General features: G+C 62.6%; 11 protein-coding genes. 8 read left to right on the top strand and 3 right to left on the bottom strand.

What is annotated here, in order from left to right; all coding sequences use genetic code 11:
• Nucleotides 1-82: 82 nt before the first annotated feature.
• A complete protein-coding gene (locus HMPREF1023_RS06695) occupies nucleotides 83-739 on the top strand; it encodes an HAD family hydrolase (protein WP_009305434.1) in 657 nt (218 codons plus the stop codon).
• Between the two features lie 12 nt (nucleotides 740-751).
• Nucleotides 752-1,231, top strand: coding sequence for a VanZ family protein (locus tag HMPREF1023_RS06690; protein WP_009305433.1), 480 nt, complete (start codon nucleotides 752-754; stop codon nucleotides 1,229-1,231).
• On the opposite strand, the gene HMPREF1023_RS16165 is transcribed toward HMPREF1023_RS06690, so the two are convergent.
• Nucleotides 1,228-1,569: a helix-turn-helix transcriptional regulator gene (locus HMPREF1023_RS16165; protein ID WP_324249153.1), complete on the bottom strand. Its 342-nt coding sequence runs from the start codon at nucleotides 1,567-1,569 to the stop codon at nucleotides 1,228-1,230. The genes HMPREF1023_RS06690 and HMPREF1023_RS16165 overlap by 4 nt on opposite strands.
• Before the next feature lie 324 nt (nucleotides 1,570-1,893).
• On the opposite strand from HMPREF1023_RS16165, the gene HMPREF1023_RS06680 reads away from it, so the two are divergent.
• Nucleotides 1,894-3,474 carry an LCP family protein gene (locus HMPREF1023_RS06680; protein ID WP_009608423.1) on the top strand — a complete coding sequence of 527 codons (1,581 nt, stop codon included), beginning with the start codon at nucleotides 1,894-1,896 and terminating at the stop codon, nucleotides 3,472-3,474.
• A gap of 175 nt (nucleotides 3,475-3,649) precedes the next feature.
• A complete protein-coding gene (locus HMPREF1023_RS06675; RefSeq protein WP_009305430.1) occupies nucleotides 3,650-5,512 on the top strand; it encodes a diguanylate cyclase in 1,863 nt (620 codons plus the stop codon).
• On the opposite strand, the gene galE is transcribed toward HMPREF1023_RS06675, so the two are convergent.
• A complete protein-coding gene (galE, locus tag HMPREF1023_RS06670; protein WP_009305429.1) occupies nucleotides 5,509-6,651 on the bottom strand; it encodes a UDP-glucose 4-epimerase GalE in 1,143 nt (380 codons plus the stop codon). The two genes, HMPREF1023_RS06675 and galE, sit on opposite strands and share 4 nt — an antisense overlap.
• 953 nt (nucleotides 6,652-7,604) lie before the next feature.
• On the opposite strand from galE, the gene HMPREF1023_RS06665 reads away from it, so the two are divergent.
• Nucleotides 7,605-9,017 carry a phosphoglucosamine mutase gene (locus HMPREF1023_RS06665; RefSeq protein WP_009305428.1) on the top strand — a complete coding sequence of 471 codons (1,413 nt, stop codon included), beginning with the start codon at nucleotides 7,605-7,607 and terminating at the stop codon, nucleotides 9,015-9,017.
• Between the two features lie 79 nt (nucleotides 9,018-9,096).
• On the opposite strand, the gene HMPREF1023_RS06660 is transcribed toward HMPREF1023_RS06665, so the two are convergent.
• Nucleotides 9,097-9,552: a hypothetical protein gene (locus tag HMPREF1023_RS06660; RefSeq protein WP_015761527.1), complete on the bottom strand. Its 456-nt coding sequence runs from the start codon at nucleotides 9,550-9,552 to the stop codon at nucleotides 9,097-9,099.
• Nucleotides 9,553-9,657: 105 nt separating this feature from the next.
• Between HMPREF1023_RS06660 and HMPREF1023_RS06655 the strand changes: the two genes are divergently transcribed.
• The 3 genes from HMPREF1023_RS06655 (at nucleotide 9,658) to hypE (ending at nucleotide 11,595) form a co-directional block, all read left to right on the top strand.
• Nucleotides 9,658-9,912: a hypothetical protein gene (locus tag HMPREF1023_RS06655; protein ID WP_009305426.1), complete on the top strand. Its 255-nt coding sequence runs from the start codon at nucleotides 9,658-9,660 to the stop codon at nucleotides 9,910-9,912.
• A gap of 11 nt (nucleotides 9,913-9,923) precedes the next feature.
• Nucleotides 9,924-10,346, top strand: coding sequence for a nickel-responsive transcriptional regulator NikR (gene nikR, locus HMPREF1023_RS06650; protein WP_009305425.1), 423 nt, complete (start codon nucleotides 9,924-9,926; stop codon nucleotides 10,344-10,346).
• Between the two features lie 226 nt (nucleotides 10,347-10,572).
• A complete protein-coding gene (gene hypE / locus HMPREF1023_RS06645; protein ID WP_009305424.1) occupies nucleotides 10,573-11,595 on the top strand; it encodes a hydrogenase expression/formation protein HypE in 1,023 nt (340 codons plus the stop codon).
• Nucleotides 11,596-11,828: the final 233 nt, after the last annotated feature.

The raw sequence follows: 11,828 nt of genomic DNA, 5'->3' as shown, positions 1-11,828 counted from the left end.
GCGGGTTCGAGTCCCGTCACCCGCTCCATGAACCTACGATCCAAGCTTCGGCTTGGATTTTTCATTTAGCGAGGAGATTGACATGGCTCGTTTCGATACCTTTGTGTTCGACCTTGACGGCACGCTTCTCGATACGCTGCCCGACCTGGTGGTTCTGACGAACGCCGCCTTGAACGAGCAGGGCTTCCCCAGCCGCACGGCCGACGAGATCCACAGCTTCGTGGGCAACGGAGCCCGCGCGCTCATGTACCAGGCCGTGCCCGCCGATGCTTCGCCCGAGCAGGCCGAGGCCGCCATGCGCCGCTGGATGGAGCTCTATCCCGTCATCGGGAACAAGCTGACGAAGCCCTACCCGCATATGGAAGAGACGCTGGCTGCCCTCGCCCAGCGCGGCATCGGCCTGGGCGTTCTGTCCAACAAGTTCGACCAGGGCGTGCATGACGTGATCGACGCCTATCTTCCCGGCTTGTTCCCGGTGCAGTATGGCGAATGCGACGAGATTCCGCGCAAGCCCGACCCCACGGGGCTGCTGCGCTGCATCGACGAGCTGGGGTCCGCACCAGCCCGCACGGCGTACGTGGGCGATTCGCCGGGGGACGTCCTGGTGTCGCGCAACGCCGGCGCGTTCGCCATCGGCGTGTCGTGGGGCTATCACCACGCCGACGCCTTGCGTAAGGCGGGCGCGGACGTCGTTATCGAAGACGCGCGCGAACTGCTGCAGTTCGCGGTCGAGCGCTAGGCGGCGGGCATTATGGAGCATCAGCCGTCGACCCTCTCCAATCAGCCCCGCCCGTCGAAACGGTTCGTCATCGTCAGCTGGGCTCTCGTGGCGGCGTGGGCGTTCCTCATCTTCTTCATGTCTTCGAACACCGGCACGGGTCTCAACACGGGGCTCGGCATCTTCTCCAGCATCTACCGGGCAATGCAGGCCGTGCAGGAGCAGCTGCTGGGGCCTGGGGTGGACGCGCTGTCGTCCATCGCGCACTTCTGCGAGTACACGATGTTCGGCGCGCTTCTGGCCAACGCGCTGCGCTGCCACATGCCGCTGCGTCGTGCGTGCCTCATCGCCATCGCCTGTGCCAGCTTGTACGGGGTGAGCGACGAGGTTCATCAACTGTTCGTGCCCGAGCGCATGTGCGACCCGGTGGATTGGATGGTGGATACTGCGGGCAGCGCGCTGGGTTCCGGGATCGCGTACGCGGTGCTGCGAAAAAGAGATGCCCGCTCTTAGTAAAAGCGCGCGTGTCGCACCGCAGCGACGGGGGAGCTTGCTTTCCGATGGGCGATTTCGTGGCGGATGTCCTCATCGCTGTGCTTCGCCAGCAGGAAGCTCGGTGTCGTGGCAAGGGAATCCGCCAGTTTCGTGACGACGGATAGCCGTACGTCCGCCGTGCCGTCCTCTATCCTATTGAGCAGCGGGCGACCTATGCTCACCATGAGCGCGAGGCGCGTTTTCGTGATGTTGCTGTACGAGCGCATGCGTCTGACGTTCTCGCCAAGCACGGGAGAGAACCTGCTCTGATCAGGCTCGTCATCATTCAGCGGACTATGTTCGTGCTCGGCTTGCATGTCCACTAGAGTACCGGCGTGCGAGCAGAAGGCTGTAACCGCATGAATACGTTTCGGTTCATTTTTAGAAAATGTGCGGTTTGTACCCAGCCCATGCCTATTTTATGATGGTAGGTCAACGATGCTACAATATCTGCCATACGTGAGAATCTATGCGCGTCGACCTCGGGTTATGTTGCGGAAATGGTGTAATCGCCGGCGAAAGCGGGTTCTCGTAGGTATGAGAAAATGAAGGCTTCGACAATCGAAGCGCTGTGTCGCGAGGGGTACGCGACGTACGGTGCCTGCTTTGGCAGACGTGTTCGGAGTCGATGAGGAGACCATATGGCGTCAAGAAACTCTCGAACGAACCGTAAAGAAGCGCGCTCATCGCGGGCTCCTCAGTCTGCTCGCGCCGTGCGGTCTGCCAAGGCCGCGCAGTCGGGTCGCATCGCCCCGTACAGCCAGGCAAGCGCTTTCTCCCGCGATGCGTATGGCGATGGCTCTTCGTACCGTGCGGCCTACACGCCCGGCAGCCAAGGTTCCGGCGCGAACGGCGCGTACGCCCGGCAGACTGCGGCAAGTCAATATTCGCGCAACAATCCAAGCTACTCGGCAGCCCGCAAGAAAGCCGGGCGCGGCAAGAAGATAGCCCTCGGCGTGATCATCGCGATTCTCGTGGTGGCCGTGGGGGGCGGTTCGGCGTTCGCCTTGTGGAAGAACTCCGTCAACGAGAAGCTGATCAAGGGAAACAAGTCTGACGAAGAGATCATGGCCATCAACGATGCGCTCAAGCCTGAAAAGGACATGACCTTCACCGAGCCCTTCTACATGATCCTCATCGGCACCGACGAGGCCGAGGACAGCACCGAGGACATGCATCGTTCCGACACGAACATCGTGGTGCGCATCGATCCTGCAAAGAACCAGGCCACGATGGTATCCATCCCCCGCGATACGAAGATCGACATCGACGGCTACGGGACGAACAAGTTCAACGCCGCTTACGCTTACGGCGGCGCTGCCGGAACCATCCGCGAAGCGAATCAGCTGCTGGGCATCGAGATATCGCACTACGCGGAAGTGAACTTCGGCAAGTTGAAGGAATTGGTCGACGCAGTCGGCGGCGTGGACGTCGAAGTGACCGAGCGCGTCGATGATCCCGACGCAGACGGTACCACGGCTCATCCCGAGTGGCCGCGCGTCATCATCGAGGAAGGCGAGCAGCACCTCGACGGCAACCAAGCGCTGGTGTTCGCGCGCAGCCGCGCTTACGCTGACGGCGACTTCACGCGCACGGCGAACCAGCGCAAGCTGATCATGGCTATCGTCAACAAGGTGCTGGCGATGAACACAACCGAGTTGCTGGGTGTTGTTCAAGCTGCGTCGAACTGCGTGACCACCGACCTTGCGGTAGGCGATATTGCTGCGCTGGCGCAACAGTTCCAAGGCGACGAAGAGCTTACCATCTACTCTGCGATGGTTCCTTCTACCACGGCGATGATCGGCGACGTATCGTACGTCATCAACGATCCCGTGGCGACGAAGGAGATGATGAAGCTGGTTGAGGCTGGAGAGGATCCGAGCTCGGTTGTCTCGTCAGGATACGTTGATCCGGGCGACACCACAGGCGGTGCCAGCACGTACGGCAACGGTTACGGCAGCACTGGTTCGGCCGCCGGCAACGGCGCAGGAAACACCAATTATTACGATCCGGGCTACACCGATGCATCGGGAACCGGAGGGGCCAACAACGGCGGCTATGTTGACAACGGTTACGTTGACAACACCGGCGGAGCGGGTGGAACCGGCGGGTACGACAACGGAACTATTGCTGGCGGCGCGGGCGGTACCGACGGTGCAGGCGGATACGACCCCGGCTATACCGATCCGGGCGCCTACGACGGGACGGCATCCGCTGCTTAGCCGGCGTCTCGTTGGGATCCTCGAACTGCGCAAGCGGCATCGGCTTCGATCGATGCCGCTTTTTAATCGGCTCCTCAACCGGTAGGTTGAGCTTCGGCTCTCCTGTTGAGTTTTCGTACCCTCTGCGGGATACTGGTGATCACCGGTTGCAAAGACGGATGGGGCTCGCAAAGACATGAGCGACGTACACAATCACGAACATGCGAAAGAAAACAAGGGCGTCGGCCCTGCCAGCTCTTTGCGCACCGTGATAGGGGTGATCGTCTCCATCATCGCGGTTTGCCTCGTGATGTTCGCGATCTTCCGCGTCTACTCCAACGAGCTCAGCGACGAATTCTACGATTTAGCCAGCGTCAGCATGGACGATTATACGGCTGCGCAAAAAGTGGAAGTCGAGTCGTTCATCAGCGAGGTGAGCTCCGTCATCTCCACCATGTGCGTGTTGGCCGAGTCCCCGGACATCGATCCTTCCGGCTCGACGTTCGCTGCGTATCTAGAGGAATGGAACCAACAGGGGTCGTTCCAGGTTACCTATGCTCCAATCGAGACGCTGGAGCAGGGCGTTGCGAGCAATCGCAACGAGCGGGACGAGGAAACGCTTCGGCATCTGTACGCAGGCGAGACGGTGGTGTCCGACGTGCGCAAGTCGAACCGCCTGAACGGCTACTACTTCAGCATCGCCAAGCCCGTCACTCGCGACGGGCGCGTGGTCGGTGTGCTGCGCAGCATCGTAAAAGCGGAGAAGCTTCTGGATACGAGCCAGGCGAGCTCGCAGGTTACGCTGCTTGGCACGCTGCTGATCAAAGAGGACGGAACCGTCGTTCCCGTGTCGAAGGAATTCGAAGGTTATGGGGGATCCACCCTGTACCAGGTGCTTGAGGGAAGGGGCGTGTCTTCCGATCAGATCGCCGATGTACGCGCCAGCATCGAGAACGAGCGAGATGTGGCAACGGTCATGTTGGGCAAGCAGAACGGCTACATGACCTTTCTCACGTCTATTCGCCTCGATGTGAACGATTGGACTATCGTGAACTTCACGCAGGAAAGTTCGCTGGTCGAGCATTCGGAGAGCATTCTGCGTTTGACGGTGTACACGGCTGCGCTGCTTATCGTCATCAGCGCGGCGGCATGCCTTGCCGTGGCGCTGGTGGTTGGCCGCATCCGCAAAAGGGCGCGTCGCAGCGCGGAGCGCTACGAGGTTCTCGCTGAATTTTCCGACACGGTGCTGTTCGAGTATTCTTATCCGCGCGACACGCTTGAGCTGACACCGAATGCGCGCGGGATGTTCTCCCTCAGCTCCCTTTCCGCCGAAGGCTACCTGGCCAAAGGCGTCCCTTTCATCGATTTCCTGGAAGATGATTACAAGCGTGTCCGGATGGCGTTCGAAAACCCTGCGCCGCCGAACGAGCTGCGCACCATCACCTGTCGCGCACGCGTGTTGTCGGGCGAATATCGTTGGTTCTCGTTCACGTGCCGGTATCTGTACGAAGGTTCCCAACCGTACATGGCCGTGGGAAAGATCGTCGACATCACGAAACAGCGCGAAACCGAGGAGCTGCTCACGCGCAAGTCGCAAATGGACGGGCTGACGAAGACGTTCAACAAGATGGCGTTCCAGGAGAAGATGGCGGCATTGCTGCCCGAGACGAGCAGGGGCTTGCTGTTCGTGATCGACATGGATCGCTTCAAGCAGGTCAACGACGAATACGGCCACAGCATGGGCGACCGGGTTCTGGAAGAGGTGGCGCGTTCGTTGCTCGACGTGTTCCGTCATCGCGATCCGGTGGGGCGCGTCGGCGGCGACGAGTTCGTGGCGTTCCTCGTGGGCGCAAACGACGATGCGGTTATCGAGGCGAAGCGCGAGGCTCTGAGCTCGTCGATCGCAGAAGCCTCGCGCTCGTTGGGGGTTCCCATCGCTTTGAGCGTCGGGGTGGCGCGCTATCCTCAGGATGGCGCTACCTATCAGGAGCTGTTCGACGCGGCCGATCGGGCGATGTACGACGAGAAGAACGAGGGCCGCGTCGAGGATTCGGTCTAGGCCCGAGCGGTCGCGTAGCCGTCCGGGTTCTGCGACTGCCAGCGCCATCCGTCGGCGCACATGCGGTCGAGGTCGTACTGCGCGACCCAGCCCAGCTCGTCGCGCGCTTTGTCGCAGGCCGCGTAGTTCACGGCCACGTCGCCCGCGCGACGCGGCTTGATCTGGTAGGGCAGCTCGCGTCCGCAGGCGCGCTCGAAGGAATGCACCACGTCCAGCACGCTGGAGCCCGTGCCGGTTCCCAGATTGAAAATGCCCACGCCGCGACGCGTGCCGTCGGCGGCCGGTTCGCCCGCCATGGTGCCGGCCGTTTTCGCTTCGCCGGTGCCCACTTTGCCGCCCATCCAGTCGAGCGCCGCCACGTGGCCGCGCGCAAGATCCACCACGTGGATGTAGTCGCGCACGCCGGTGCCGTCGTGCGTGGGATAGTCGTCGCCGAACACGCCGACGCTTTCCAGCTTGCCTACGGCTACCTGCGCAACGTAGGGCAGCAGGTTGTTGGGGATGCCCTTGGGATCCTCGCCGATCAGGCCGCTCTCGTGCGCGCCGATGGGGTTGAAATAGCGCAGCAGCACAACGTTCCATTCGTCGTCGCCCACGTACAGGTCGGTCAGCACCTGCTCCAGCATGGACTTCGTCCAGCCGTAGGGGTTCGTGGCGTCGTGCTTCGGGCAATCCTCGGTAATGGGGATGAACTCCGGCTCGCCGTACACCGTGGCGCTCGACGAGAACACGAGGTTCTTCACGCCGTGCGCGCGGGCCACGTCGCACAGGGCCAGCGTGCCCGCGAAATTGTTCCAGTAGTATTCCAGCGGCTTCTGCACGCTTTCGCCCACGGCCTTGAAGCCGGCGAAGTGGATGATGGCGTCCACGTCGTTCTCGGAGAAGACGCGGTCGAGCGCCGCGCGATCGAGGATGTTCGCCTCGTAGAATTTCAGGCGGTCGTCGTTTGCCGCCAGGCCGGTGATCTGTCGCACCCGGTCAAGCGCGAGCTCGCTCGAGTTGCTCAGGTCGTCCACGACGACCACGCGGTAGCCCTGCTCCAGCAATTCGACGCAGGTGTGACTTCCGATGAACCCGGCTCCGCCCGTTACGAGCACGCAGATATCGGCATGATCCTTGGCCAAGCTCTTGTTCGCCATTGAAGCTCCTCTCGGTACTGACTGTTGCCATAGTAGCAGGTGGAACGGATCACGCGCAAATTCGTCAAAAGGCACATGGAGGTCGTTCCGTTCGGCGGCAAGGCCGCACGGGCTCGCGCGGGACCCCGTGCGGCGCCGCGGGAAGCCGCACGAATGTTTCACGTGAAACATTCGGAAAAGGCAGGAATATTATTCTTGACACAGGATAATAAACGTCGTAAAGTATGACTCGTGGAAACACCGACTCCAACGGTTCTCCTCGTTTCACTCGTCCAAGCACAGGCCGCTTCCCCCCGCGGCCTGTGCTGCTTTCGGAGTCATTTTGCGCGACGTGCGCCCGTTGCGCCTGTGCGCCTTCTCCTTCGCCTCTCGGTCCGCCCCTCGCCCTCGGAGCATGCCTTCCTCGGTTTCTGCATGCGAAACAACAGTTTCGGTTCCTTGCTTGGCGCATCATGCTCGGGATTGCCTTCCTTTGCGGGCGCCTTAGTCAGCCTGCTCGCTCGAAATGGCAAAAAGCAACCGAATTCGGAAATCATCCCGTCTTTCGGGCAAACTTTTCGCGCGAAGGCGAAAGGGGTCTCGCCTGTAACCTGGTGCTCTGTGCGGCGAGCGTTTTCGGCGTGACGTCGGCGCGTGTAAGGCACGACTCCGGGCTTCCGAATTCGATGCTTTTTTGCCATCGGAGGCCTCGTCGGATGACCGGCATCGCATTTGGCGAAGGAAAATAGAGGCGGATGGGTCGTCCGTTGCTGTGCAGGTCGTCCGTGCTGTATGTGCTCGTCGTCGTATCAGGACGGCACGGGTTTTGTTCGGGGAGGCTTTACATGCATTTCGTGTTCGGGCGAGTGTTTCACGTGAAACATCCGTTCCCCTGTCTATTTTGCGACGAAACCGCGCCTTGCTCGGCCGATTGACTATACTGGTGAGCAACAGGCTTTGAGAAAGGAAGCTCCGTGGCAGAAATTCATTTCGGAACCGATGGATGGCGAGCCATCATCGGCGAGGACTTCACCAACGACAACCTCGTGCGCGTCATCGACGCGGCTGCGCGCGTGTTCAAGGAGGACGCGGTTGCAGCCGGCCGTCCGGCCGACGCGCCCGGCACCCTCATCGTCGGTCACGATTGCCGACAGGATGCGCACGCTTACGCGCAGCTGGCGGCCGAGGTCGCGGCGGCGCAGAGCTTCCGCGTGCTGCTCACGCAGGACTACTGCCCCACGCCTACGCTGTGCTGGTCGGTGGCGCAGGACGCCGACGCGGTGGGCGGCATCATGCTGACCAGCAGCCACAACCCGGCCGAATACCTGGGCGTGAAGCTGCGCATGAACGACGGCGGCGCGGCGGGCAAGGAGTTCACCGACCGCGTGGAGGCTGCGTTCGCCGACGCACCCGCCGACGCGCGCGGTGCGTTCGAAACGGTCGACCTCATGACCCCGTACCTCGCCACCTTGAAGGAGCGCGTGGACGTCGAGGCCATCCGCAACGCCAACCTGCGCGTGGTGGTGGATCCGCTGTACGGCGCAGGCCGCATCTATCTGGCGCAGCTGCTGCGCGATCTGGGCGTGGAAGTGTGCGAGATCAACAACGCCGAGGATCCGACGTTCGACGGACTGCACCCCGAGCCTATTCCGCCCTGGGTCGACCGCTGCATCGCGAAGGTTCCCGAGCTGGGTTACGACGCCGGCTTCATCAACGACGGCGACGCTGACCGCATCGGCGCGGTTGACGAGCGCGGCAACTTCGTGAACCCGCATCGCATCATCACGCTGCTTACCTCGCACCTCGCCGAGGACAAGGGCCTCACCGGTCGCGTCGTGTCCACCATCACCGCGTCGGCCATGCTGGCTCGCCAGTGCAAGCGCTTGGGCCTGGAGCTGACCAGCACGCCGGTGGGCTTCAAGTGGATCTACGCCGAGATGGAGAAGGGCGACGTCATGCTGGGCGGCGAGGAGTCCGGCGGCATCGGCATCCCCAGCCACGTCATGGAGCGCGACGGCTTGCTGATGGCGCTGCTCCTGTGCGAGACGATGGCGCAGCGCGGCATGAGCCTGGGTCAGTTGGTGGACGATATGTTCCAGAAGGTGGGCAAGCTGGAGTTCGAGCGCCAAGGCCTGAAGATCACTGACGAGCAGATGGCGAACTTCCGCGTCGAGATCGTGCCGAACTACGCGCCTGCCGAGATCTGCGGCAAGCAGGTGGTGGACGTGGATCGTCGCGACGGCGTGAAGTTCTACCTGGAAGGCGACGCGTGGGTGATGATGCGCCCCTCCGGCACCGAGCCGCTCGTGCGCATCTACGCTGAAGCCGAGACGGTGGACGAGGTCCACGACCTCCTGAAGGCCGCCGAAAGCGTGGTCGTGTCCTAAACGAAGAGCGAAGCGAATGTTTCACGTGAAACATTTGTACGTAGAACGCCTCGGAGGCATCGAGCTTTCGGGGCGTTTCCTATTCTCCGAAGCGGGGCAGCTTCTTGAGCAGCGCCCAGGCGATCTGCTTGTCTTGCCCGTCGTCGAGCATCGCGTCGAAGTCGCGGAATGCCACCACGCTGCGCCCGAACGCGCGGCCGGGCTTTCCCAAGGGAACCTCGCAGCGGTACGCGCGTCCCAGCGCGGCGGCCGCTGTCGAATCGGTCGCGATCAGACAGAGCGGGTCGAGCCCCTCCACCAGCAGGAACAGCGCCTGGTCGTCCAGCCCTTCCACGGCGGCGAACGTGCACGCGCCGCTTCCGTATCCCAACGAAGCCATCGCGCTGTTCAGCGCTGCTCGGCTGCGCTCGCTCAGGGCGCTTCCGCTCGCTACGCACACGAGCGCCAAGCGCGCCCCATCAAGGTGCTCGTCGAACAGCTCCCACGCTTCGTCGAGAGCCACTTCGTACATGTTACCATTCGCAGATTTTTTCACACGATCCCTTGCGGTCGAGATAGGTTCGCCGTATAACCGTAATGATAGCAAGAAACGCCCGCCGCGGCATGGGCGCTGCGGCGGCATCACGATAGGAGAGCGCGTATGTGCACGAACGGAATCAACACAGGGCAATTCGAGCAGATGATCGAGCAGATCGACGACCATATCAAGTTGGAGCGTCGCTGGGCGCACAACCTGGGGCATATGGCGGGAGATGCCGGCTTCGCCACCGTTTCCGAGAAGATGCATGCCGCCCAGGCCATGCTGGACGACGTGCGCGCGCTGCTCGACGAGGCCAAGGATGCCCTCGAGGACGATGCCGAAGCTTCGGCGAACGTCACCGTCAACCTCGTGTAGGCGCCGCACGTATGAGCAACGATCTCATGCGCTTCTCGGTGGCCATGCCCGAGGAGCTGCTCGTTCGCTTCGACCAGCTGGTCGCGCGCCGCGGGCTGGCGAAAAACCGCAGCGAAGTGGTGCGCGACCTCGTGCGCGACGCGTTGGTGGAGGACGAGTGCTCCACGCCGGGCATGGAGGTGGTGGGCACGTTGACCATCGTCTTCGACCATCACGCCAGCGACTTGCAGGAGAAGCTGCACGCTATCCAGCACGATTACTTCGAATCCATCATCTCGTCCATGCACGTGCATCTCGACGCGCACCATTGCCTTGAGGTCATCGTGCTGCGCGGCGAAACGGGTCTCGTGCAGGACATCGCGAACCTCATCCTGGGCACGAAGGGCGTGAAGAACGGTCGTCTCGTGGTCACCACGACGGGGCAGCATATATAGGTATACGGTTCCGGCGGCCTACCGGCTATCGGAACGGGTCGACGCTGCGGCTTCCCGTGTCACCCGATCTCGCCATTTGCTCGCTTTCCCTTGCGCGCGAAGCACGCGCGGCCGCGAAGCGGAGCGATCTCGGGCGCCGCGGAAACCCTCGTCGGCTTTGCAGGACGGGCGGTGTTTCACGTGAAACATTCGTTCGCATCGACTCACGAGAAGGGCAAGGAGCTTTATGGATACCACGGTCATGCTGGGGCACGGCAGCGGCGGGACGATGATGAAGCGCATCATCGACGATGTGTTCTTCGCCGCGTACGCCGGCGACGAGCTGCTGCGCGGCGACGACGCGGCGGTGCTGCCCGCGCCCGCTCCGGGCGAGCGGCTGGCGTTCTCCACCGACAGCTTCGTGGTGACGCCGCATTTCTTCCCGGGCGGCGACATCGGACGCCTCGCCGTGTGCGGCACGGTGAACGACGTGGCCACGAGCGGCGCCGTGCCGCGCTACCTCAGCTGCGGCTTCGTGCTGGAGGAGGGCTTCCCCATTGAGGATCTCAAGCGCATCTGCGCCTCCATGGCGGAATGCGCGCAGGAGGCCGGCGTGCATCTGGTCACCGGCGACACGAAAGTGGTGAACCGCGGCCACGGCGACGGCGTGTACATCAACACGAGCGGCGTGGGCACCATTCCCGAAGGCGTGAACCTGGGTGGCGCGCAGTGCAAGCCGGGCGACAAAGTGCTGGTCACCGGCACGCTGGGTGATCACGGCATCACCATCATGAGCTGCCGCGAGAGCTTGAGCTTCTCGGCCGATCTGGAAAGCGACGCGGCCCCGCTCAACCACCTCATCGCCGAGGTGTTGGCGGCGGCGCCGAACACGCGCTGCTTCCGCGACCCGACGCGCGGCGGCCTGGCCTCCACGCTGAACGAGCTGGCTGCCCAGTCGAACACGGACATCACGGTGGAGGAAGACGCCATCCCCGTGAAGCCGGCCGTGCAGGGCGCGTGCGAGATGCTGGGCTACGACGTGCTGCAGGTGGCGAACGAGGGCAAGATGGTGTGCGTTGTGGCGGCCGAGGAGGCCGACGCAGCGCTCGCGGCCATGCGCGCGAACCGGTACGGCGCCGATGCGGCCATCATCGGCGAGGTGTCGGCCGCCCGTCCCGAGCGCGGCTCCAAGGTGTTCCTGCGCACGGCGTTCGGCGGTACGCGCATCCTCGACATGCTGGTGGGCGAGCAATTGCCGCGCATTTGCTAGAAGCTCTCCATGCAGCACCCTCATGCGTATGGAAGAGAGCGCTGACATGCGCAAAGGCCTTCGATAGCGCCTTTCGGGGCATGAAAGCGGCGGCGCTTTCGATAGAGAATTTGCCGCCGCACCCTGAGAAATTCGCCATTTCTTCTTGCATTTGCGGACAACAATGGTATCTTGCGGGCATAAAGTTTTTGGGGAAGTGACCCGACGCATCCCGTCGGAATGCTTTAGACGAG

This window comes from Eggerthella sp. 1_3_56FAA, from assembly GCF_000185625.1.
In the GTDB taxonomy this organism is placed as follows: Bacteria; Actinomycetota; Coriobacteriia; order Coriobacteriales; family Eggerthellaceae; genus Eggerthella; species Eggerthella lenta.
Note: the sequence above shows the minus strand (reverse complement) of the source record. Positions and strands in the feature narration are given on the sequence as shown.